The organism is Larkinella rosea (genome assembly GCF_003858635.1).
GTDB classification, from domain to species: Bacteria; Bacteroidota; Bacteroidia; order Cytophagales; family Spirosomataceae; genus Larkinella; species Larkinella rosea.
Window position 1 is genome coordinate 47,947 of record NZ_RQJO01000011.1, and the last position, 22,769, is coordinate 70,715.

The following is a 22,769-nucleotide window of genomic DNA, read 5'->3' on the forward strand; positions in this document are numbered from 1 at the left end:
TTACAGAAAATTTGCTGGATTGTCGGAAAGGGTTGCTTATTTTGCACTTGTATGGTCTACTGACTTCTGTCAAATTCTATGTCATTGAAAAAAACCAAGATTGTTGCCACGGTCGGCCCGGCGTCCGACACCAAAGAAAAACTGCTGGCTTTGGCCCGCGCCGGTGTGAATGTTTTCCGGTTGAATTTTTCCCACGGTTCCCACGAAGATCACCTGGCGCGCATTCGAAACATTCGGGAAATCAACGAAGAATACGGTCTGAACCTCGCCATTTTGCAGGATTTGCAAGGCCCTAAGATCCGGATCGGTAAAGTTGAAGACGAAAATGGCGTCATGATTTACCCCGGTAATAAGCTGGTATTTACCAATGAGGAGGTCATTGGAACAGCCGAACGCGTCAGTACGCCCTACAAAGGCATGTACCGCGATGTTCGGAACGGCGAGCGCATCCTGCTGGATGATGGCAAACTGGAAGTAAAAGTGATCGGTACGGACGGCACCGACGTTATTACGGAAGTGGTGTATGGTGGTCCGCTGAAATCGAAAAAGGGCGTAAACCTGCCGAATACGAAGGTTTCGATGCCTTCCGTAACCGAAAAAGATTTCGAAGACCTGGATTTTGGTCTGGAACACGAAGTCGACTGGATCGCGTTGTCGTTCGTTCGGCAGGCATCCGAGATTCTGGAGATCAAAGAATACATCCGGGCGCGGGGCAAATCGTGCCGCGTTATCGCGAAACTTGAAAAACCGGAAGCCATTCTAAACATCGACGAAATCGTTGCCGCGACCGATGGTGTGATGGTTGCCCGTGGGGACCTGGGCGTTGAATTGCCCGCCGAAGAGGTGCCGATGATTCAGAAAATGATTGTCGAGAAATCGAACAAGGCGGCCAAACCGGTTATTGTGGCAACGCAGATGCTCGAAAGCATGATCGACTCGCCCCGCCCTACCCGCGCCGAGGTCAACGACATTGCCAACTCCGTCCTCGACGGTGCCGATGCCGTGATGCTGAGCGCCGAAACAGCCTCGGGTAAATACCCGATTCTGGCGGTCGAGAACATGTCAAATACCATCCTGAAAGTTGAAGAACTGAGCGATAAAATCTACTACCGCTACCACGCCTTTGTCAATGAACAACCGGGCAAAAACGTCCTGAACGACAATGTGGTAATGAGTGCGTGCCGGTTGGCGCGTGATACGAGAGCGAAGGCAATCATTGGTATTACTACTTCCGGTTATACGGCTTTCCGGTTGTCGCATCACCGTCCCAAAGCAGGGTTGTTCGTATTTTCGTCGAATAAGAAGATGATGAACACGCTGGCTTTGTATTGGGGTGTTCAGGTGATTCCCTACGAACCAAAACCGTCGAATACGGTGGATGAAACGGTTTCTGAAATCAAGGATCTGCTGGTGAAACGCGGTGTGCTGGCGTCGGGCGATATTTTCATCAACACGCTCAGCATGCCGTTGATGGAAAACCTGAAAACGAATACAGTGAAGTTGAGCGTGGTAGAGTAGATTTTGTTTCGCAGACGGGGCCGCCCGGCAGTTGAGCGGAGTAAAAAAAAGAGTTAAGCAGAGTTTCTGTTTAACTCTTTTTTTTACTCCGCTAAGCTCCCTTTTACTCTGCTAAACTCCGCGAAACAACTCCATCATTATACTTCCGCTGAAAATAACCGAACGAAACGACGATCAGTACACCGTAGACAACAGAAATAACATACGCTGAATACACGAAGAAATCGAGGAAGCTGATGTGGGGCTGGCCGAAGTTTTTGTAGAGCGTAACCGCCACGCTGCCCATGTAACCGTAATAATCCGCCAGCGTGACGATGAATCCAACCGTGCTGACGTACCGAAACGACGCCACCAATCGCTCGAAATACAACCCGTTACAAGGTACATACGCCCCGTATAAGCCCAGGCCGACGAGCGTAAACCAGGTGCCCGGCGACAGCATTCCCTGCTGAAAAAACCAGGTGCTCACCCCAATCAGCGCGGTAGACAGCAGCATCACGATGTTGATCAGCCGGAAAGCCAGAAAGTTGTCTTTTACCAGTTGCAACGTCCCCATCACCACCAGAATCCCGACGGCGACGGTGGTTTCTGTTTTTGTAAAAACCGCCGGGTTGGTGATACCGACCGCCGACAGAATTTCGGGCGCAAAATTGTCGCGGAAATCACGGAAGGCCGAGAGCAGCACATAGGAAATGATGAGCGTCGTCAGGCCGACGGAAAAGGTTTGCAAAAACTGACGGCGTTCGGACTGGTTCATGGGCCGACGCTCGGTTCGGAGGGCTTGGTCTTCGGGCGAGGGCGGAGGCAGCAGCGTCATCATCCAGACCGAGATCAACAGCGGAACGACGAACAGCAAACCCGTGACAAACGGCAGCCAGAATTCCGAGATGCCCCAGGCGTTGCGGATGGTCAGGGCAACGGTTTTGACAAATCCCGACGCGAAAATGAACGACGCCGTCAGCCCCGCAACGAGCGCATCGGTTTGGCGCCGACCTTCCAGAAAACCGAGCATAATGCCGTAGACCATGCCCAGCGGCAGGCCGTTCAGGAACAGAAAAACGATGTTGTAGGGCGGGGGCGTGAGCGCGAAACCCAGCAGGGCCAGTTCGGCCAGACCGATGAAAAGCAAAACGTTCAGGGCCCGTTGGGCCGGTTTCATTTCCGAAACCACTTTCACCCCAATCCGCTTGGAAACCGCATAGCCGAGCACCTGCGCCGTAATGAGCCAGATTTTGTAGTTGATTCCGGCGTAACTCATCCCGTCGAAAATAACCGCCGTAATTCCTTTCCGGAACGCATACATGCAGGCATACGTGCAAAAAGCTGCAACCGCCCCAAAAATGACAAAAACGAACGGATTGCGTAAACTAGTTTGGCTGGACATTCGCGTGGGTTTGAGGACAATTTAATCAATTTACGATTCGGATGCCGGATTGGGCCAAAAAATCAAATTTCGGGAGGGTTCCCGTCAAAGACTGATTTCTGGTATTAAGATTGTGTTATGGAAATAGCGAACACCGTATACCGAAGTGAGGGAGTCTTTCGTATATATTTTTATATTCACCTTTGCTATAACCTGAATACAACCGATATGAACTCGCAAAAGATTTCCAATGGCTGCCTGCTGATCGCCGAACCGTTTCTGGGCGATCCGAATTTTGAACGAAGTGTCGTGCTGGTGTGCGACCATAACGACGACGGTACCTTTGGCCTCGTCCTGAACCAGATTGCGCAGGTCAAACTGAACGACGTGCTGACGGATGAGATGTACCACGACTATTCGCTGTACGTGGGCGGGCCCGTTCAGCAAAATACGCTGCATTACATTCACCGGCTGGGTCATGCGCTGGAAGAATCCATTGCCTTGCCGAACGGACTTTACTGGAGCGGTAATTTCGACCGGTTGCGGCAACTCATTAATGCCGGGGCAGTGAAAGAAACCGACGTGCGGTTTTTTGTCGGCTATTCCGGCTGGTCGGGCGGGCAACTGGCCGACGAAATGGCCCAAAACGCCTGGATTGTGACCCAGGCCGATTCAAACTTCATTTTTGATACGCCCTCCGATCAGTTCTGGCGGGGCATTCTGCGCCAGATGGGCGGCCAATACCGGGTACTTTCGCATTATCCGGTCGACCCGCGCCTGAATTGAAACGGGAAATCAACGATCGACGATCGACAATTGACGATGGTCAATGGTCATTCGTCAATGGTCATTCTCTTAATTTTTGTGAAAATGCCCCGAAACTTCGGACTCTTGCCGTAAGATAACTGAATTTCTCCCGTTATTTGTCTGCCGGTTCGTCGTCAGGAGGATGGACCGATCCGTTTATTTCCCAAAAACCGCATAAATGAAAGTCCGACTACTAATACTATTCGCGTTATCGTTCGCTTCGTTTTCTTCGTTTGCTCAGTTTCAGGGGGTCTTTGGTCTTAAAGTCGGAGCCAATTCGTCGACCACCGCCCAGGAAGGAATTACCCCGTATATTTCGCGTTTTCACACATCATTCCATCTGGGCGGCATTTATCGCCTGCGCTACAAGAGTTTCGTTGTGCAGCCGGAACTGTTGTACTCATTAAAAGGCGGAACGTTCAAACGCCTGGGTGTCAATTCGCAGATCATTCGCAATAACTACAATTACCTGACAGTTCCGCTGATGCTGGGCTGGATTCCGACCGAAGGCATCGCGATTCAGGCCGGCCCTGAGTTCAGCTACGCCCTCAATACGCCCAAAACGAACGGGCCGGGGCAACGCTCGGACACCGGAATTGCCATTGGCATTCACTACGACTTTCTGGATATGGCCGAGAAATTCAGCCTGAACCTGCGTTATATTTACGGTTTGAACAACATCTCCGATAATTCCATTGTAAAATACTATAACCGCACGTACCAGGTATCGATCGTATATAACTTTTACAAAAAGAAGTAACGGGTTGAACGGATTCGGTTGTTATCGGCCACCCGGTTTTGTCGTTGCCATTTTTCTGCACTTCCAATCCAGAAAACCGTACTGAACTGGAAAAAAACGTATCTTGCAGAACGATGTTTTCAATTGTTGACGTAGAAACGACGGGGGGAATCGGTGGACAAACCCGTCTGACAGAGGTGGCTATTTTTCGATTCGACGGCGTTGAGGTGGTCGATCGTTTTCACTCGTTGCTCAATCCCCATTGCCCCATTCCGCCGTTTATTGCCCGCATGACCGGTATTTCGGACGAGATGGTGCAATCGGCCCCGGATTTTGAGGACGTTGCCCACGAAATTGCCCGCGTCACGGAAGGGGCGGTTTTTGTCGCCCACAATGCGCCCTTCGACTACGGTTTTCTGAAGAAAGAGTTTTCCTGGATTGGCCTGCCGTTTGAGCGTCACCGGCTCTGCACGGTGCAGCTTAGCCGCCGGATTTTTCCGGGCCTGCCCTCGTATAGCCTCGGCAAGTTGTGTCGCTCCCTCGAAATCCCGGTCAAAAACCGCCACCGCGCCGATGGCGACGCGGCCGCTACCGTCAAACTTTTTGAACTGCTGCTGACGAACGACCGGCACGGACTGATCAAGTCCCGGCGGGTGAGCATTTAGGGTTCATTCCACAATTTTGTACATCTTTTTGGCCTCGGCCCGCGACAGCGCGTTGAAGTGCCACCACTCGGTTTTGAGCGACGAAAAACCGGCTTTCTGCATAACCGAGCGCAGGAGCCGCCGGTTTTCGACCTGTTTTCTGGTCAGCTTCCCCTGTTTCAGCCATTGGTTTTCTTTTTCGGGATAGGCCAGCTCGCCGAAGTAATCGAATTTCGTGCCCATGTCGAGCGGTTTTCCGTCTTTCGTAGCAATCGTCAGATCGACGGCGCAACCGTAGTTATGCACCGAACCGTTGCGCGGGTTGGACACATACTTCCCGCGCTCATTGACCGGCAGATGACTCAGGGTTTTCCACAAATCCCACTGTGCCGAACGGGGGCGGGTGGCGTCGTAGACCAGCAGGCGGAATTCCGGATTTTTCTGCTGGAGAAAACCGCTTGCTTTCGCCAGTTTTTTAGCCGACATCGGTTGCAGGTACGCCCGTGTCAGATCGTCATAGACGTCTTTGCCGACAAAGTTATCGGTCGTCGAATACTTCAACTCCACCAGAATGGTGCGGTCAACCGTCTGAATATCCACCAGGCCCTGCCGGATCATGGCTTGTTCGAGTTTCCCCTGCGCAAAGAGAATATTGGGCAGCAAAAGCAATAAATACTTCATAATAGAATAAATCTCTGATTAACCCTGATGTTCTCCGATTAGCCCTGAGAAACGGGTATTACACAGAGTTAATCAGAGTGCATCAGGGTTGATCAGGGTTAGTGCGTTGCGAAATAACGAAAAACCACCTATTTTGCTATCTAAACGTGTCCCCTTACTATGGCCCTTAACTACATTTGGGTAGCTTTTTTTCTGATTGCCTTTCTAATTGCGCTCTTTAAACTGATTTTTCTGGGCGATACCGAAATCTTCAAGACCATCGTCGAAGGCTTGTTCGATTCCTCCAAAGTCGCCGTTATGGATATTGCCCTGCCGCTGGCGGGCGTGATGACGTTTTTTCTGGGCTTGCTGAACATCGGCGAAAAAGCCGGTGCGATCAATTTTCTGGCCCGGATCATTGGGCCGTTTTTCAATAAACTCTTCCCGGAAGTCCCGAAAAACCACCCCGCCAACGGACAGATGATCATGAATTTTTCGGCGAACATGCTCGGTCTGGACAACGCGGCCACGCCTTTTGGTCTGAAAGCCATGCAGAGTTTGCAGGAACTGAATCCGCTGAAAGATACGGCTTCCAACGCCCAGATCATGTTTCTGGTCCTGCACACCTCCGGCCTGACGATCATTCCCTTGGGAATTATGGCCCAGCGCGCCATTCTGGGTGCGCAGGACCCCTCCGATATTTTTATCCCCTGCCTCGTCGGAACGTATGTCGCGACGGTTTTTAGCATGTTTATTGTAGCGCTCCGGCAACGGATCAATCTGTTTAATGGGCTGGTGATGGGCTGGTTGGGCGGTATTACGGCTTTTCTGGCGCTGGCGTTATGGTATTTGTCGTCGCTGCCGAAAGAAGAAATCGAGCGGGTGTCCAAGGTGGTCGGCAACGTGACCTTGTTTGTGATCATCATTGCCTTTCTGTTGGGCGCCATGCGGAAGAAAGTCGATATTTTCGATGCATTTATCGAAGGGGCCAAAGGCGGTTTTGAAACCTCGGTCCGCATTATTCCGTATCTGGTCGGGATGCTGGTGGCCATCAGTGCCCTGCGAAATTCCGGGGCGATGGCCTACATTGTCGACGGCATGAAATACGTGATCGGCCTGGTGGGTATCAACACCGATTTTACGGATGCGCTCCCGGTTGCGCTGATGCGGCCCTTGAGCGGGAGCGCGTCGCGGGCGTTGATGATCGACGCGATGAAGGAATTCGGGCCGGATTCGTTCGTGGGCCGCTTGTCCTGTATTTTTCAGGGGGCCGCCGACACCACGTTTTACATCGTTGCGCTCTATTTCGGCTCCGTAGGTATCAAGAAAACCCGGTACGCCATCGTGGCGGGTCTGATCGCCGATCTGGCGGGTGTCGTCGCCGGCATTGCGCTGGGGTACTTCTTTTTTCACTGAGCAAAAGCCGCAGGGAATTTGTTATCTTTGGAAAAACGTTGTTCTGTTATGCAAACAATACAAATTCAAGTCAGCGACGAGATGGTTGCTCGCTATGGCGCACAGGCATTAGCGGAACGTCTTGAAAAATTGCTGGCGTGGGAAGATTTAAGTGCACGGGCGAAGGAAATCAGCACAGCGCTACAGGAAGCGGGTATTGATTATGATGAAATGGCTAAAGAAGCTAAAAAACGAGCCTGGGAAAAGTATAAGTATACAATTAAAGATAAACTTCCTCCCGAAGCCTTTGAGTAACAAAAAAGATTGATGGTTCAACAGCCCGCCTATGATTTTGTGATTGACGCTAATGTGCTTTTTAGCTGTTTGATTAGTGGGCGAAAAGACTATTTAAATCTATTTGTTAATTACAACATAGCAACACCGGATTTCGTAGTTGATGAATTACGTGAGCATCAAGACGTTATATTGAAGAAGACGCGGCTTCCTGCAGATCGTTTTCATGAATTTGCCGCTCGAATATTTAAAGATATTACTATTATTCCCAACTTTCTTATATCGACTCAGTATTACTTTCAGGCTTTCCTCCTGTGCCGCGATATAGATCCAGACGATACTTCTTATCTGGCTTTGGCATTGCAGTACGACGTTCCTCTGCTTACCCGAGATAAACTTTTGGTCGATGGGCTTCGCGCCAGAGGGTACACAAATGTTATTTTATTGGATGAATTATTCAGTCAATAGACTGATTCGTAATTACTTATGAACATCGACCAAATCCGTGAACACCTGCACCGGCTAATCGACGAGGTGGACGATATTTACGTCCTGAACGGTCTTTACCGCAACCTGTCGGCCGAAAAACGCCACCGCGAAGCGTACGAAAAAGAACAGCGGGAGAAAGCGCAGGCGGCTAAAAACCGGAAGAAGTAGCGACGAAGGAGCGTTTTAACCGCTGATTTGCCCAATCTGGCGGTATGACCAATCCTTATAATGGATTTGAATTCGGTTTTTGAGCAGATTAGCCCCTCTTTTTGTTACTTTGTGTAACTAACGAATCTGTTGATTATGCCGTTGTCTGTCCGTCAGCGATTGCTGGCTTGCACTCTGTCTGTTTTATTTTTCGCTCAAACGGTTCATTCCCAGACCGTTCCCTCGTTTCTGAAAGCCAATCCGCGCTGGGTCGATTCGGTTTTTAATGCCATGACGCCCGACCAGCGGATTTCGCAGCTCATTATGGTGGCCGGTTTTTCGAACCGGACCCAATCCTACGAAGATTCGCTGATGACGCTGGTGCGAACCTACCAGATTGGGGGCATCGTCTTCTTTCAGGGAGGACCGATCCGGCAGGCCCGACTGATCAACCGGCTGCAAACCGTCGCCAAAGTGCCGATGCTCGTAGCGCTCGACGGCGAGTGGGGATTGGGCATGCGGCTCGACAGCACGGTGCGGTTTCCGTACCAGATGACGATGGGTGCCATTCAGGGGCGCGACGACCTGATTTATAAAATGGGCGCGGCCGTGGCCCGCCAGAGCCGTCGGCTGGGGATTCACGTCAATTTTGCCCCGGTGGCCGACGTCAACAACAATCCGAACAACCCGGTTATCAACTTTCGTTCGTTTGGCGAAGACAAGGAAGCCGTGGCCCGCAAGGCGCTGGCGTACATGAAAGGCATGCAGGATAACGGATTACTGACCTCGCTGAAACACTTTCCCGGCCACGGAGACACCGGAACGGATTCGCACTATGACTTACCGCTGATTTCGAAAAACCGCGAACAACTGGATCAACTGGAACTGTATCCGTTCCGGAAACTGATCGACGCGGGCGCTGCGGGCGTGATGATTGCCCACCTGAACATTCCGGCACTGGATTCGACACCCAACCTGCCGAGCACGCTTTCGCGCAAAGTAGTCACTGATTTGTTGAAAAATGAACTGGGTTTTGGGGGGCTGATTTATTCCGACGCCATGAACATGAAAGGCGTCATGAAGTATTTCCCGTCCGGAATTGCCGATCGGATGGGGCTTGAAGCAGGGATGGATGTGCTGGAATACACGCTTGACATTCCGCGGGCCATCGCCGAAGTGAAACAGGCGATCGCCGACGGACGACTTTCGCAGGCCGACATCGACGCCCGTTGCCGAAAAGTGCTGGCGGCCAAAGCCTGGTCGGGGTTGGATCGCTACAAACCGGTCGATCTGATGAACCTCGTTCGGGATCTGAATGAACCGGAATCGAATCTGATCAATCGTTTGCTGACGGAAGAAGCCCTGACCGTTTTGAAAAATGACAGGGAACCGTCGGGCGAACCGCTGATTCCGTTGCTGAATCTGGGGACCAAGCGAATTGCGTCGGTTTCGCTGGATGCGGCTCAGGAAACGTCGTTTCAGAAAATGCTCGCCAATTACACGGCGGTGAAGTCGTTCAATATCGCGGCCAGCACGGCAGATACGACGATTGAGCGGATTCGGAAAGAACTGGAAGGCTACGATGTGCTGCTGGTCGGGGTGCATCTGAGCAACATTCGTCCGGCGGTGCAATACGGCGTTACGCCCAAAACCGTCGCTTTGCTGAAAGAACTGTGCGAAACCGGGAAAGCCGTGGTGTCGGTTTTTGGTAATCCGTACGCCCTGAACAAACTCGAAGGGCTGGATAAAGCGCGGGGCCTGATCATGGCGTATCAGTTGACCTCGTTTACGGAAGAACTGGCCGCCCAGCTTATTTTTGGCGCTATTCCGGCGAAGGGGAAACTGCCGGTGACGGTGAACGAGCAATTTAAACTGAACGACGGAATTGCCACGTCTTCGATCAGCCGTCTGAAATACACGATTCCGGAAGAGGTGGGTGTCGATTCGTACTTCCTGACGGCCAAAGTCGATTCGCTCATGCAGGTGGCGCTGGAGCAGAAAGCAACGCCGGGGGGCGTGGTCGAGATGGCGAAAGACGGCAAGGTGATTTTTCGGAAAGCCTACGGAACGCATACCTACGAAGGACTGACGCCGACCAAGGAAGACGATTTATTTGATCTGGCGTCCGTTACGAAAGTCAGTACCTCAACCCCGGCGCTGATGCGGCTGGTCGACGAAGGCAAATTTGATTTGAACAAAACCATGGGCGATTACCTGCCTTCGTTCAAAAATTCCAACAAGGCCGATCTGGTCTGGCGCGATGTGCTGACCCACCAGGCCGGTTTGAAGGCGTCGATTGCGTTCTGGCTGGATACCAAAAATCCGGATGGCACCTGGAAAGACCATACGTTCAGCGAAGAGAAACACGGCCCGTACAAAGTGGAGATTACGGACCATCTTTTCATGCATAAAAAATACAGGAAAACCATTTTTGAAACGATCCGGGATTCGCCGGTGAGCACCAAGAAGGATTACGTGTACAGCGATTTGTCGTTCATTCTGTACCCGCAAATCGTGGAAAAAATGACCGACCAGAATTTCGAAGATTACCTAAAGAAGAATATCTACGAACCGCTGGGTGCCACAACGCTGACGTTCAATCCCATGCGGTTTTACCCCCTGCCGCGCATTGTGCCGACGGAGTACGACTCGGTTTTTCGGAAGACGCTGGTGTGGGGCCGGGTACACGACGAAGGGGCTGCCATGCTCGGTGGTCTTTCGGGTCATGCCGGTTTGTTCGGAACTTCCAATGACCTGCTGAAACTGGCGCAAATGTATTTGCAAAAAGGCTATTATGGTGGAAAACAGTTTATTAGTCCGCAGACGATAACGGAATTTACGCGGTATCAATTCCCCGAAAAAGGCAGCCGGCGCGGCATCGGTTTTGATAAACCAACCTTCAAATATTCGGGTAATGCACCCAGAAATGCCAGTCCGCAGAGTTTCGGGCACTCCGGTTTTACAGGAACGTTTATCTGGGTCGATCCGCAGTATAACATCTCGTACGTGTTTATGTCGAACCGGGTTTACCCGAGCCGCAGCCATACGAAGCTGATTACGCTGAACATCCGGACCAATGTCGCCGACGCGTTGTACGAAGGTATTTTGCGGGGGCCGACCTCGAATGTGGCCACCATTCTGGCTACCCCGTAAAAACCGGGCGGTTTTGGTAAACTGACAATCGAATCTTTAAATGCTGGATTGATGAAAAATTACCTGCTGCGCCTGGTCGACTACGAGCAATGGGCCAACCGGGCGATCATTGATGCTTTGGGCAGCGTTGCCAGCCCGCCCCACCGGGCCGTTGAACTGATGGGGCATGTCCTGTCGGCACAACAGGTCTGGATGTCTCGCCTGACGGGTGAAATCAGTTATGTGGCCATCTGGGAAGATATTCCGATTGCGTGGATGGGCGAAACTTCTGACCGGAATTTTCAGCGGTTAAAAAGCTTTCTGGAAGGCGAATCCGAGGACAAGCTGACCCAGACGATTGCTTACAAAACCTCAACAGGCGAACCTTTTGAAAGCCCGCTGACGGATATTTTGCTGCATCTGAGCCACCACGCGGCTTACCACCGGGGCCAGATCGTTCAGTTGATTCGTCCGCAACTAACCGAAGCGCCGAAAACGGATTATATTTTCTGGGCAAGAACGTGATGGATTACTCAGAAAATCATCGAAAATGTACTGCCTTGTCCTGGCGTTGACGTTACTTTCAACTGACCGTTGTGGAGTTGCATGATTTGCCGCGAAAGACTCAATCCGATACCGGAACCGGTTTTTTTGGTGGTATAAAACGGAATAAAAATCTTCTCGATGGCTTCGGGTTCAATGCCCGGGCCATTGTCGATGACATAGATAATCAAGCGGTTATCCTGCGATTTGACTTCGATTTTGAGCTTGGGTTTGCGTTCTCCTTCCAGAATCTCCATCGCGTTTTTGATCAGGTTGATCAGCACCATTTCAATTTGCCCGGCGTCGGCAAAAATCATTAGATAGGAGGGAACGGGTGGAGCCTGCAAAATAATGTGTCGTTGCTGCAACTCGGTTTGCACCAGCGCCAATACGTTCCGGATCAGGTTTTCGACGGAGATTTCGGCCAGCCGTGGTTGCGGAATGGCCGTGAAATTGCGGTACGCGTCGACAAACCGCATAATGCCGCGCCCCCGGTGCTCGATGGTCGTCAGGGCTTCCCGCAAATCGTTGACCGATTCTTCCTCCGCGCCCGCCAGTTCGGTGTTGACAATCTGTTGCATCGTACCCACCAGCGAGACAATCGGCGTCACGGAATTCATGATTTCGTGGCGCAGCACTTTCGTCAGGTTCTGCCAGGCTTCCAGCTCTTTTTGCTGCAATTCCGTCCGGATGTTCTGAATCGATGCGACCGTCACCGGTCGCCCGCGCAGACTCACCGTAGCACATCGCACCGAGAGTTCCTGTTCCGAATTGGCCTGGTAAACGGCGGGAGTACTGCTGGGCGTCGTTGTTAAAAGATCATATAAGCCAGCGTGAACGGCCTGTAAATCACTGAGATTTCGAAGCCGGTAAATGCCCAGCAACCGCAAAGCCGCCTGATTACTCATTTCAACATTTCCGGCCATATCGAACGAAATCAGCCCCACGCTAATTTGTTGAACGATGGTATTCAGGTAGTGCAGATTGGCTTCTTTCTCGGCCCGGGCCTGCCGGAACGCTTCCAGCACTTCGTTGAATTGTTGGTTCAATTCCTTAAAACTCGGCCCCAGTTCGTTATCAGCTTTGAAGGCAACGGCGAAATCCGAATACCGCACCGACTCCATAAATCGGGTCAGTTTACGGTTCAGGCTCGTGATGTACCGGTGCAGATTAGCGGTTTGAACCGTCAGTAAAATAAGACCGACGCCCACCAGCAACGACCGACTGGCCGGAACCTTCCACCAGACGTAAGCGATCAGGAGGCAGGTAATCAGAATAATGGCAATCCGTATAAAAAGCCCGGTGGCGAATCGTTTCATTTTTTAGGTTGTTATTCTACAAGTCAAGTGATAAATTGACCTAAAATTGCGCTACAATGAGAACAATAGAAGTAAATATTCTGGCCGATGATGATGAAGAATTTGTTATGAATATCTTAAATGCATTAGCCCAAAAACGAATTATTGAGATCAATCTCCATAAAGATGTCATTCGCCCTGGTAAACCAATGACCACTGGCGAACTAAACCGACTTATTGACGAAAGCGAACTGAGCCGTTCCTATTCGGTGGAAGAAGCTAAAGCTATGCTTGGACTATGATTGTCGAAGGACGCGAGATTGTTCTCACCAGCCTTTTCATTACCCAATTAGCTGCCATTCAAGAATACTTTAACGAAATAAATCCAAAACAGGGCCGGAAATTGAGCACTGATTTGTTCAACTTCATAACGGACGTCATTCCACTTCATCCGTATATGTTGGTCGAGTATGATGGAAAGCCAACGCCTGAGCACTCCTATCGACGGGCCATCTACAAGAAAACCACCTCATCATCTACAAAGTCACCGATCTTCAGGTTAAGTTTCTAACGATCTACCATTCCAGCCGCAATCCATCTTCCATTGATTTGGGCGAAGAGGAATTATAAACCGTATTTCTCCAGCCGCCGGTACAACGCCTGCCGCGACAGTCCCAGCTCCCGGGAAATGTCGGTGATGTTGCCGTGGTATTTCTGCATGGCCTGCTGAATCATCTTTTTCTCCATATCTTCGATCTGGAGATTCTCCTGGAACGGCAAATTCGCATCCGTGGGAATGGCTGCGGGGGCGTTGGTGCCGAAGTAAAAATCTTCGGGTTCCAGCACGTTACCCTGCGCCAGAATAACCGCCCGCTCGATGGCGTGCTGCAACTCCCGGATGTTGCCGGGCCAGCGGTATTGCTGCAATTGCCGCGTTAAGGCCGGGCTGATGGAAGCGACTTTCCGGTTGTATTGCTTGCGGTATTGCTTCAGAAAATGTTCGGCCAGCGGAATGATATCTTCGGGGCGTTCGCGCAGCGGAGGAATGTGAATTTCGATGGTATTGATCCGGTACAGCAAATCCTGCCGGAACGACCGCTCGCTGACGTGCTGGTAAATCGGTGAATTGGTCGCGCAGATCAGCCGGACATCGATGTTTTTTGGTTTGTTCGTACCGAGACGTGTCACTACCCGCTGTTGCAAAACCGTCAGCAGTTTGGCTTGTTGCGGCAGCGAAATATTGCCGATTTCATCCAGGAAAATCGTGCCACCCTGTGCTTCTTCAAACCGTCCGGTGCGGTCTTCGCGGGCATCGGTAAACGCACCTTTGACGTGACCGAACAATTCACTTTCGAACAGGCTATCGCTCAATGCACCCAGATCGACGCTCACGAACGGTTTGTCGCGCCGGAGCGAGCGTTGGTGTAAGGCTCTGGCTACCACATCTTTTCCGGTTCCGTTTTCCCCTAAAATCAGGACGTTGGCGTCGGTTTCGGCCACGCGCTCCACCGTAGCAAACACCTGGCGCATGGCGGGACTAACCGCAATGAAATTTGGACTCTGGGCATTGGCTTTGGCGCGTTGCGCCCCTCCGTCCGACTCTTTGCCGAAAGACCCGTTCCCGATGCCTTTGGCCCCTTGCCCAATGCTGCCTTCCAGCGCACTTTGCAGCGTCGCCAGTAGTTTGTCGTTTTCCCAGGGTTTCAGGACAAAATCGCGGGCGCCGGATTTGATAGCCCGAACCGCCATTTCGACGTCGCCGTAGGCCGTAATCAAGACCACGGCCGTGGTGGGTTTGATATCCAGAATGCGGTCGAGCCACAGGAAACCTTCGCGACCGCTGCTGTTGTCGCGCTGAAAATTCATATCAAGCAGCACGAGGTCGTAATTTCCATTGGTGATCAGAAACGGAATCCGTTCGGGATTTTTCTCAATATCAACCTGGGGATAATGGCGTTTGAGCAACAATTTGGCGGCACTCAACACATCGACGTCGTCGTCAATTATCAGAAGTTTCGACATAAAAGATTTTGAGACAATGCTATCAACAGCACAGATTCATTAGTCAGAATACTCGTTTACCGCCTAAATATAGGGACTCTGGTGGTTCGCTGCAAAGCGGCTTTTACAGGTGGTATAAAACCCGGAGATACACTAGTTTTGCGCGTGTCCGCTTTCGGACAAAACTTGTCCGCATGTGGACAGAAAAATCAGTTCAAATCATTGGCAAGTGTTTGATAGTCAGTGGTATTAAATTACTGGCACGTCAATTGGCATTAATGAGAACAGATGAGAATTGCCAGTAAAGTGTTATTCTACCAATCAACTATTTAACTAATCAATTTTTAGAAGTAATGGATCGCGTATTACCTAAACGATTTTGGACAAGCCAGCGGATTGCAATTGGAATCGGTGCTGTAGCAGTACTTGGATTGCTGGCTTACAACTTTCTATGGGCCGATCACCGTTCGAAATTGAACGTCGAGAAGGATAAAATTACCATTTCAACGGTTTCAACCGGGACTTTTGATGATTTTATTGTGGTAACCGGTGTGGTTCAGCCCTTGAAAACGATCCGGCTCGATGCCATCGCCGGTGGATATGTAACGGAGAAACTGGTTGAAGGCGGTGCGATGGTGAAGCAGGGCGAAGTGTTGCTTAAACTGGAAAACCAGAATCTGCGGCTCAACTTCCTCCAGTCAGAAACGGAAGCCAACCGATTGGTTAACGACCTGCAAAATACCCGTCAACGCTTGCGGGTTGAACGCTATACGCTGCAAAAATCGTTGTCAGACCTTGATTTTCAACTCGATAAAGCCAAAGATGCGTTTGATCGTCAGGCTAAATTATTCAAAGATAAAGCGGTTCCCGAGCAGGAGTACCTGACGGCCAAACGGGATTACGACCGGCTGGTTGAGCAACGGAAAATTGAAGTCGAATCGCAGAAATACCAGCAGGAAAACTCCCTGATTCAGATCAAGCAACTGGAAGAAACGCTGGCACGGACCCAGAAAAACGTGGCGCTCTGGCAACAAACGCTGAACAACCTCGTGGTGAAAGCACCGGTTTCGGGTCAGTTGTCATCGATTGATGTGGAAGTTGGTTCCAACATTAATCAAGGGCAGAATATTGGCCAGATCGATGATTTGAACGGTTTTAAAATGCGCGTCGGCATTGACGAACACTACAACAACCGCATTTTCACCGGACTGAACGGAACCTTTGAATACAACGGCGCCAACAACACCTTACAGATTACCCGCTTGTACCCGGAAATTCGCAACGGACGGTTTGAAGTGGACATGATTTTCCCGAAAGGCGCTCCGGCGGGTATCAAACGTGGGCAGTCGACCCCAATTCAGCTGGAACTGGGCAAAGCCTCGAAAGCAACCCTGCTGCCGGTAGGCGGTTTCTTCTCCGACACGGGTGGTAATTGGGTGTATGTGGTCGATAAAGTGGGAAACCGGGCCGTGAAACGGAACATTACACTGGGCCGTAAAAACCCCGAATATTTCGAAGTCCTGACCGGTCTGGAACCAGGCGATCAGGTGATTACGTCGTCGTACGAAAACTTTGGTGATAACGAAGTCCTCGAATTCTAATCTGAACCGGGATTACGCGGACCGTTTTAATCCGCGTAATCCCGGTTCAGCCAATTTTATACCAGAAACCAGTTCAGAAATATGATACGTACCGTTAACCTACAAAAAGTTTTCGCGACTGAAGAAGTCGAAACCACTGCGCTGCATGGCATTTCCATGGATGTCAAAGACGGCGAGTTTGTGGCCATGATGGGCCCGTCAGGTTGTGGAAAATCCACCTTGCTGAACATCCTCGGTCTGCTGGACAACCCGTCGGAAGGCGAATACCACTTCTACGGTACTGAGGTATCGAAGATGTCGGAACGCCAGCGGGCGCAACTCCGCAAAGGCTCCATCGGCTTCGTGTTCCAGAGTTTTAACCTCATCGACGAACTGACGGTTTACGAAAACGTCGAACTGCCTTTGCTATACCTGAAAACCCCTGCCGACGATCGCAAAAAAGCAGTGGAAGAAGTGTTGGAACGGATGAACATCATGCACCGGCGCAACCACTTTCCGCAGCAACTATCGGGTGGTCAGCAACAACGGACGGCCATCGCCCGCGCCGTGGTTGCCAAACCCAAGATGATCCTGGCCGATGAGCCGACGGGTAACCTTGACTCGACCAATGGCGAGGAGGTAATGAAATTGCTGAACCAGTTGAATACCGAAGGAACGACCATCATCATGGTGACGCACTCACCCTACGATGCCGGTTTTGCCCACCGGATTGTCAACCTGTTCGACGGCAAGATTGTGACGGAGAATTTCCACGTCTAATTTCTGAACCGGGATTACGCAGATTCAAGGATTTTGAAGATATAAAAGATTTCGGTAGCTAATCCTCTTAATCCTTGAATCCGCGTAATCCCGGTTCAAGACCTTATTATGAAAACGCTGATCCTTTTGTTGTTACTGGTTTGCACCGGCCTGTCTGCGTCTGCGATGGGTCATCCTCAGAACCTTTTTTCGGCCCACCGGAAGGTGAAACAATATGTGCCGAAAACAAAGGATGGTCAGCGCTCAGCCTGTAAACTGCCGGAACCGACGCTGATGAAATACGTCCGGGCCCTGGCCAGTTAGCAAGACTGTAACTACCTGCGAAAGCGCGCGTACATTGCCTGGGCGACAGAACCGGACAATGTATATCGGTATTTCATTCCGTTCATCTCATCGGCGATCCGGCTTCTTATGCTATTCAATTACATCAAAATTGCGCTGCGCAATCTGTGGAAACACAAAACGTATGCGCTGGTCAATGTCGTTGGCATGTCAGTAGCTTTTGCGAGCTGCCTTTTGCTGTTTCTGACCGCCTGGACCCAACTGTCGTTCGACGATTTTCACGTCAACCGCGACCAGTTGTATATGGTCTACGACCAATCCGGCCCCACCGAAAAATCGGGAACCATGCCGACACCCCTGGCTCCGGCACTCCGGAACGACCTGATGCCGGAACTTGCCCACGTCACCCGGATTGTTGAAGGGGGTGGGCTGATTCAGTACCGGAATCAGGAGTTCGAAAAACGGGTTCAGTTCGTCGATCCCGACTTTTTCGAGATGTTCTCGTTTCCGATGCTGAAAGGCAATCCGGCAACAGCCCTGAACAGCCTGAGCAATGTGGTCATCAGCAAAAATGCCGCCCGGTCGATCTTCGGCAGTGCCGACCCCATTGGAAAAACCCTGTTGCTACAGCAGAACGAAGCCTGGAAGCCGTTTGTCGTGTCGGGCGTGCTGGCCGATTTTCCGGAGAATTCCAGCATTAAATTCGACATTCTGGCCCGGTTTGAAGCCTATCCGGACTACCAGGCGAACAAAAATAGCTGGGATAACCAGTTCCATTCGGTTTATGTGCAGTTGGATAAAAAAATAACCGAAACGGCTTTCGAGCAGCGACTGCGGCCGTTTGTAACCAAGCATTATGCGAAGGCAATCCAGAGCCGGAAACGCGACGGCGGACAACGGGACGAAAACGGCGACCTGATCAGTTTGCGGTTGTTGCCTCTCCGGGATTTGCATTTCGATACGGAAATCGGTGGCGCAAATGACTCGCCGGTGAAACGCTCGTATCCCATTCTGTTGCTGGTCGTTGCCGGTTTTATTGTCCTGATTGCCTGTATCAACTTCATCAACCTGTCCACGGCCCGCTCCATGACGCGTTCCCGCGAAGTTGGAATGCGAAAAGTCCTCGGTGCGCTAAAGCAACAACTGGTTTTCCAGTTCTGGGGCGAAGCGCTCATTCTGTGCCTGATTGCGCTGGTGCTCGGCAGTTTGCTCGCCATGATGCTGCTCGATCAGTTCAACGGCATTTTCCGCAACCGGACAACCCTCAGCAGTTTGTTTGCGCCTGGTCTGATGCTGGCGATGGGAGCGGTTTTTCTGCTCATAACCTTCGTAGCGGGCGGTTATCCGGCCCTGTTTGTTTCCCGACTCAACACGACGCAAATCCTGAAAGGCAAGGTTTCGCTGGGCAAAACCGGGACCGTTCGGAATACATTGCTCATCGTTCAATTCGCCATCGCAACCTTTCTGATCGGCTGCACGATGATTGCCTGGCAGCAGGTTACGTTCCTGCGGAACATGCCCCTGGGCTACAACGAAAGCCAGGTGATCAGTATTCCGGTGGGTGGTCATTACAACGGTCGGCAGGTGCTCAATCTTCTCCGCGATAAACTGGTGCAGCAGCCCAAGGTGCTGAGTATTACGGGGGCCTACAAGAACTTTGGCCGGGGCCGCGACGGTTCCAGCGTGACGTCCATTGTTGGTTTTGACCATAAAAACCGAACGGTTCGGAGCCATTGGCAACCCGTCGATTATGATTACCTGAAAACGCTCGATATTAAACTCATCGCGGGTCGCGATTTCTCCCGCCAGTACGCGACGGACACGATCACCAGCGTCGTCATCAACGAAACGATGGCAAAACAACTGGGCGAGAAAAATCCGGTCGGGACATTATTGAACGTGAATGATGGCGAACCGCCGATGCAGGTTATCGGAGTTGTCAAGGATTACCACCACGAATCGCTGAAAAAGACGATTCAGCCCAACACCCTGTTGATCAGCCATGATTGGCCGATCGGGTATGTGCTGGTCAAAGTGGCCCCTGATAACATCCCGGCGACAATGGAAGTACTGAAAAAAACCTGGGAAGAGATCGCCCCCAAATCCGAATTTCAGGGAAGTTTTCTGGACGAAAACACCAACCGGCAATACCAGTCGGAAGAACGGATGTCGAAGATGTTCATCAGCGCGGCCGGTATCGCCATTCTGCTCTCCTGCATGGGCCTGTTTGCGATTGCCGTCATGGTGATGGCCCAGCGGACGAAAGAAATTGGCGTTCGGAAAGTGCTGGGTGCCAGCGTTGCGAGTATTGTGGCCTTGTTGTCGAAAGATTTCCTGAAACTGGTACTGGTCGCCATTGTCATTGCAACGCCGGTGGCCTGGTGGCTGATGGCGCAATGGCTGGAAGAATATGCCTTCAAGATCAGCATCGAATGGTGGATTTTCGCGCTGGCCGGTTTACTGGCGGTTTTAATCGCCTTCGCAACGGTCAGTTTCCAAAGCATCAAAACCGCCTTGATGAATCCGGTTTCTTCACTTCGTTCGGAATAAAAAGGAGGATGGGAGAAGAGGACGAAAGGAGGAAGCGATAAGCGATATATACTCCCTTTTTGCCTCTTCCTTTCCTTCATTTCCTCCCTTTCTCCTTTAATCTAAACCAATATGCTAACGAACTATTTCAAAATCGCTTTCCGGAACCTGATTCGGCACAAGGTTTTTTCAGGGATCAACATTGTCGGGCTGGCGATCGGCATTGCCGCCTGTCTGCTGATTTTGCAGTATGTTGACTTTGAGCTGAGTTACGACCGGTTTCATACCAAAGCCGACCGGATTTACCGCGTCAAACAGGATCGTTACGACAAAGGAAAACTGAGCACGCAATGGGCGGGTGGGGCGCAGGCGGCTGGTAATTCGTTCAAGGCTAATTTCCCCGAAGTCGAGGATTACGTCAAAGTGCTGAAAAACCGGGCGATGATTGCCGATTATGGCGAAAAAAGCCTGAAAGTCGAGAAGGTGTTCACGGCCAGCGAATCGTTCTTCAAGATCTTCTCATATCCGCTTCTGGCCGGTGATCCGAAAACCGTACTGGCCGAACCCAACACCGTTGTTTTGTCTGAATCGGTGGCGAAGAAGCTGTTCGGTAACGAGCAGGCTGTGGGCAAAAGCATTAAGTTAAATCAGCGGAAAGATGTCAAAGTAGTGGGTATTTACAAAGACATGCCCGCCAATACGCACCTACACGCCGACCTGCTGATTCCACACCTCACGTTCATCAAAGACATGGGGCCGGACAACAATCCGGACAACGCCTGGATGTGGGACGGCGCGATGTCGTATTTGCTGCTGCGTCCGGATGCGAATCCGACAGCGCTGGAAGCTAAATTCGTGCCCTACATCGAAAAAACGATCGGGGCCGAACTCCGTAAGTACGACGCGGGTGCGGTTTATAAACTGCAACCGTTACGGGATATTCACCTCTATTCGCACTTTATGGAAGAGGCCGAACCGAACGGCGACGGCAACACGGTTTACCTGCTGCTGGGCATTGCGTTCTTCATCGTGATTATTGCGTGGGTGAACTATATCAACCTGGCGACAGCGCGGGCCATCAACCGGGCGAAAGAAGTCGGCATTCGCAAAACCGTTGGTTCGCAACGGGGGCAGTTGATCCGGCAGTTCCTGATCGAATCCGTGCTGCTCAACGGACTGGCGGTTTTGCTGGCGCTGGTTTTTGTGGCCGCCGTGATGCCGCTTTTCAACAGCTTGTCGGGTCAGCAACTGACTCTATCGCTGCTCGGTAGCGGTTCGTTCTGGCTGGCGTTGGGCGTTTTGTTTGTGATCGGAACGTTCTTTTCGGGTCTGTATCCGGCTTTTGTGCTGTCGGGTTTCCGCCCCATTACGGTTTTGAAAGGGAAGATGGTGACTTCGCGCCAGGGCGTGGTGTTGCGGAAATCGCTGGTTGTTTTTCAGTTCGCTGCCTCGCTCTTTCTGCTGGTCGGCACGCTGGCGGTTTTCCGGCAGATTCAGTTCATGCGGGGCCAAAGCCTTGGCCTGGACATCGACCAGACGCTGGTGGTCAATCCGCCGATCATCCGGACGGATTCGACCTTCATGCGGCAAATGCTGGCCTTCAAGGACGAATTGCTGCGGCAGCCCTCGATTCGGAGCATCAGTGCGTCTTCCGTGGTACCCGGACAGGCCTCGGACTGGAATGCGGGCACGATCCGGATGAAAGGCGCCGATCCGAGCAAAGGAACGCAGTACCGCGTGATTGCCGTGGACTATGACTTTCTGAAAACCTTTAACCTGAAACTCGTCGCCGGTCGCGATTTCTCCAAGGAATACGGTCTGGAAAAGAAAGCCGTCATTTTCAATAAAATGGCGATTAAACAACTCGGTTTTAACAACCCCGCAGAGGCAATCGGCAAGGAAATTGATTTCTGGGGGGACTATTTTACGATTGTGGGCGTGACCGATAACTTCCACCAGCAGTCGTTGCGCGATGCCTACGAACCGCTCATTCTCCGGCTGATTCCGGATGCGGGCGGTTATTTTTCGATCAAAATGGCTTCCAAAGAGGCTAATTCAACGATTGCAACCGTTCGGAGCGAGTGGGACCGGTTTTTCCCCGGCAACCCGTTCGAGTATTTCTTCCTGGACGAACATTTCGACGCCCAGTACAAGGCCGATCAGCGGTTTGGACAGGTATTCGGTTTGTTCACCGGTTTAGCAATTCTGGTAGCCTGTTTGGGGCTGTTCGGTCTGGCGTCATTCACCACCGCCCAGCGGACGAAAGAAATCGGCATTCGGAAAGTACTTGGCGCAACGGTTCCCGAAATCGTGCAGATGTTATACAAAGAGTTTGCGGCTTTGATTCTGATTGCCTGCGTGGTGGCAACACCCCTGGCGTGGTACGCCGTGAGTCAGTGGCTGAATACGTACGCGTTCCGGGCCGAGGTGCAATGGTGGCTGTTTGTGTTGCCGTTCGCGCTGGTGCTGCTGATTGCTTTGCTGACGGTTTCGTTCCAGTCGGTCAAAGCCGCGCTGATGAACCCGGTGACGTCGTTGCGTTCGGAATAGATTGCGCAGAGGATACGG

General features: G+C 51.5%; 20 protein-coding genes. 16 read left to right on the forward strand and 4 right to left on the reverse strand.

Translation table 11 applies throughout. The annotated features are described in order from the left end of the window. Positions 1-78: 78 nt before the first annotated feature. Positions 79-1,518: a pyruvate kinase gene (gene pyk / locus EHT25_RS24330; protein WP_124877792.1), complete on the forward strand. Its 1,440-nt coding sequence runs from the start codon at positions 79-81 to the stop codon at positions 1,516-1,518. A 103-nt stretch (positions 1,519-1,621) separates the two neighbouring features. On the opposite strand, the gene EHT25_RS24335 is transcribed toward pyk, so the two are convergent. Then, the gene (locus EHT25_RS24335) at positions 1,622-2,902 is read right to left on the reverse strand and encodes a DUF5690 family protein (protein WP_124877793.1); all 1,281 of its coding nucleotides are present in this window, start codon (positions 2,900-2,902) and stop codon (positions 1,622-1,624) included. A 207-nt stretch (positions 2,903-3,109) separates the two neighbouring features. Between EHT25_RS24335 and EHT25_RS24340 the strand changes: the two genes are divergently transcribed. The 3 genes from EHT25_RS24340 (at position 3,110) to EHT25_RS24350 (ending at position 5,092) form a co-directional block, all read left to right on the forward strand. Next, entirely contained in the window at positions 3,110-3,667 is a 558-nt protein-coding gene (locus tag EHT25_RS24340) for a YqgE/AlgH family protein (RefSeq protein WP_124877794.1), read from the forward strand. A gap of 199 nt (positions 3,668-3,866) precedes the next feature. Beyond that, positions 3,867-4,448: a porin family protein gene (locus tag EHT25_RS24345; RefSeq protein ID WP_124877795.1), complete on the forward strand. Its 582-nt coding sequence runs from the start codon at positions 3,867-3,869 to the stop codon at positions 4,446-4,448. Positions 4,449-4,561: 113 nt separating this feature from the next. After that, the gene (locus EHT25_RS24350; RefSeq protein WP_124877796.1) at positions 4,562-5,092 is read left to right on the forward strand and encodes a 3'-5' exonuclease; all 531 of its coding nucleotides are present in this window, start codon (positions 4,562-4,564) and stop codon (positions 5,090-5,092) included. A gap of 3 nt (positions 5,093-5,095) precedes the next feature. Here EHT25_RS24350 and EHT25_RS24355 read toward each other — a convergent pair whose 3' ends face one another. After that, positions 5,096-5,752: a M15 family metallopeptidase gene (locus EHT25_RS24355; protein ID WP_229311786.1), complete on the reverse strand. Its 657-nt coding sequence runs from the start codon at positions 5,750-5,752 to the stop codon at positions 5,096-5,098. 159 nt (positions 5,753-5,911) lie between these two features. On the opposite strand from EHT25_RS24355, the gene EHT25_RS24360 reads away from it, so the two are divergent. From EHT25_RS24360 to EHT25_RS24380, 6 genes are all read left to right on the forward strand, one after another. After that, positions 5,912-7,147 carry a spore maturation protein gene (locus tag EHT25_RS24360; protein WP_124877797.1) on the forward strand — a complete coding sequence of 412 codons (1,236 nt, stop codon included), beginning with the start codon at positions 5,912-5,914 and terminating at the stop codon, positions 7,145-7,147. A 48-nt stretch (positions 7,148-7,195) separates the two neighbouring features. Then, positions 7,196-7,441: a hypothetical protein gene (locus EHT25_RS24365; RefSeq protein ID WP_124877798.1), complete on the forward strand. Its 246-nt coding sequence runs from the start codon at positions 7,196-7,198 to the stop codon at positions 7,439-7,441. 12 nt (positions 7,442-7,453) lie between these two features. Continuing rightward, on the forward strand, positions 7,454-7,888 hold the full coding sequence (locus tag EHT25_RS24370; RefSeq protein WP_124877799.1) for a PIN domain-containing protein: 435 nt from the start codon (positions 7,454-7,456) through the stop codon (positions 7,886-7,888). A gap of 18 nt (positions 7,889-7,906) precedes the next feature. Continuing rightward, positions 7,907-8,077 carry a hypothetical protein gene (locus tag EHT25_RS32775; RefSeq protein WP_170299262.1) on the forward strand — a complete coding sequence of 57 codons (171 nt, stop codon included), beginning with the start codon at positions 7,907-7,909 and terminating at the stop codon, positions 8,075-8,077. A gap of 135 nt (positions 8,078-8,212) precedes the next feature. Beyond that, the gene (locus EHT25_RS24375; RefSeq protein ID WP_124877800.1) at positions 8,213-11,209 is read left to right on the forward strand and encodes a serine hydrolase domain-containing protein; all 2,997 of its coding nucleotides are present in this window, start codon (positions 8,213-8,215) and stop codon (positions 11,207-11,209) included. Positions 11,210-11,260: 51 nt separating this feature from the next. Further along, the gene (locus tag EHT25_RS24380) at positions 11,261-11,713 is read left to right on the forward strand and encodes a DinB family protein (protein WP_124877801.1); all 453 of its coding nucleotides are present in this window, start codon (positions 11,261-11,263) and stop codon (positions 11,711-11,713) included. Positions 11,714-11,721: 8 nt separating this feature from the next. Here EHT25_RS24380 and EHT25_RS24385 read toward each other — a convergent pair whose 3' ends face one another. Then, on the reverse strand, positions 11,722-13,050 hold the full coding sequence (locus tag EHT25_RS24385) for a sensor histidine kinase (RefSeq protein ID WP_124877802.1): 1,329 nt from the start codon (positions 13,048-13,050) through the stop codon (positions 11,722-11,724). A 56-nt stretch (positions 13,051-13,106) separates the two neighbouring features. Between EHT25_RS24385 and EHT25_RS24390 the strand changes: the two genes are divergently transcribed. Then, complete coding sequence (locus EHT25_RS24390) at positions 13,107-13,331, forward strand: hypothetical protein (protein WP_124877803.1); 225 nt, start codon at positions 13,107-13,109, stop codon at positions 13,329-13,331. A gap of 322 nt (positions 13,332-13,653) precedes the next feature. Here EHT25_RS24390 and EHT25_RS24395 read toward each other — a convergent pair whose 3' ends face one another. After that, entirely contained in the window at positions 13,654-15,051 is a 1,398-nt protein-coding gene (locus tag EHT25_RS24395; protein ID WP_124877804.1) for a sigma-54-dependent transcriptional regulator, read from the reverse strand. Positions 15,052-15,383: 332 nt separating this feature from the next. Between EHT25_RS24395 and EHT25_RS24400 the strand changes: the two genes are divergently transcribed. The 5 genes from EHT25_RS24400 (at position 15,384) to EHT25_RS24420 (ending at position 22,751) form a co-directional block, all read left to right on the forward strand. Beyond that, positions 15,384-16,631, forward strand: coding sequence for an efflux RND transporter periplasmic adaptor subunit (locus EHT25_RS24400; RefSeq protein ID WP_124877805.1), 1,248 nt, complete (start codon positions 15,384-15,386; stop codon positions 16,629-16,631). Between the two features lie 81 nt (positions 16,632-16,712). Further along, positions 16,713-17,390, forward strand: a complete 678-nt coding sequence (locus EHT25_RS24405; RefSeq protein WP_124877806.1) for an ABC transporter ATP-binding protein — start codon at positions 16,713-16,715, stop codon at positions 17,388-17,390. 108 nt (positions 17,391-17,498) lie between these two features. Further along, positions 17,499-17,693, forward strand: coding sequence for a hypothetical protein (locus EHT25_RS24410; RefSeq protein WP_124877807.1), 195 nt, complete (start codon positions 17,499-17,501; stop codon positions 17,691-17,693). 108 nt (positions 17,694-17,801) lie between these two features. Then, entirely contained in the window at positions 17,802-20,222 is a 2,421-nt protein-coding gene (locus tag EHT25_RS24415) for an ABC transporter permease (protein WP_124877808.1), read from the forward strand. Positions 20,223-20,333: 111 nt separating this feature from the next. After that, entirely contained in the window at positions 20,334-22,751 is a 2,418-nt protein-coding gene (locus EHT25_RS24420) for an ABC transporter permease (RefSeq protein ID WP_124877809.1), read from the forward strand. Positions 22,752-22,769 lie beyond the last annotated feature (18 nt).

Coding starts and splice junctions, on each gene's coding strand:
- EHT25_RS24385 (WP_124877802.1), bottom strand. CDS start 13,050: ATGAAACGATTCGCCACCGGGCTTTTTATACGGATTGCCATTATTCTG.
- EHT25_RS24375 (WP_124877800.1), top strand. CDS start 8,213: ATGCCGTTGTCTGTCCGTCAGCGATTGCTGGCTTGCACTCTGTCTGTT.
- EHT25_RS24350 (WP_124877796.1), top strand. CDS start 4,562: ATGTTTTCAATTGTTGACGTAGAAACGACGGGGGGAATCGGTGGACAA.
- EHT25_RS32775 (WP_170299262.1), top strand. CDS start 7,907: ATGAACATCGACCAAATCCGTGAACACCTGCACCGGCTAATCGACGAG.
- EHT25_RS24380 (WP_124877801.1), top strand. CDS start 11,261: ATGAAAAATTACCTGCTGCGCCTGGTCGACTACGAGCAATGGGCCAAC.
- EHT25_RS24370 (WP_124877799.1), top strand. CDS start 7,454: ATGGTTCAACAGCCCGCCTATGATTTTGTGATTGACGCTAATGTGCTT.
- EHT25_RS24345 (WP_124877795.1), top strand. CDS start 3,867: ATGAAAGTCCGACTACTAATACTATTCGCGTTATCGTTCGCTTCGTTT.
- EHT25_RS24405 (WP_124877806.1), top strand. CDS start 16,713: ATGATACGTACCGTTAACCTACAAAAAGTTTTCGCGACTGAAGAAGTC.
- EHT25_RS24360 (WP_124877797.1), top strand. CDS start 5,912: ATGGCCCTTAACTACATTTGGGTAGCTTTTTTTCTGATTGCCTTTCTA.
- EHT25_RS24395 (WP_124877804.1), bottom strand. CDS start 15,051: ATGTCGAAACTTCTGATAATTGACGACGACGTCGATGTGTTGAGTGCC.
- EHT25_RS24400 (WP_124877805.1), top strand. CDS start 15,384: ATGGATCGCGTATTACCTAAACGATTTTGGACAAGCCAGCGGATTGCA.
- EHT25_RS24335 (WP_124877793.1), bottom strand. CDS start 2,902: ATGTCCAGCCAAACTAGTTTACGCAATCCGTTCGTTTTTGTCATTTTT.
- EHT25_RS24415 (WP_124877808.1), top strand. CDS start 17,802: ATGCTATTCAATTACATCAAAATTGCGCTGCGCAATCTGTGGAAACAC.
- EHT25_RS24410 (WP_124877807.1), top strand. CDS start 17,499: ATGAAAACGCTGATCCTTTTGTTGTTACTGGTTTGCACCGGCCTGTCT.
- EHT25_RS24390 (WP_124877803.1), top strand. CDS start 13,107: ATGAGAACAATAGAAGTAAATATTCTGGCCGATGATGATGAAGAATTT.
- EHT25_RS24340 (WP_124877794.1), top strand. CDS start 3,110: ATGAACTCGCAAAAGATTTCCAATGGCTGCCTGCTGATCGCCGAACCG.
- EHT25_RS24365 (WP_124877798.1), top strand. CDS start 7,196: ATGCAAACAATACAAATTCAAGTCAGCGACGAGATGGTTGCTCGCTAT.
- pyk (WP_124877792.1), top strand. CDS start 79: ATGTCATTGAAAAAAACCAAGATTGTTGCCACGGTCGGCCCGGCGTCC.
- EHT25_RS24355 (WP_229311786.1), bottom strand. CDS start 5,752: ATGAAGTATTTATTGCTTTTGCTGCCCAATATTCTCTTTGCGCAGGGG.
- EHT25_RS24420 (WP_124877809.1), top strand. CDS start 20,334: ATGCTAACGAACTATTTCAAAATCGCTTTCCGGAACCTGATTCGGCAC.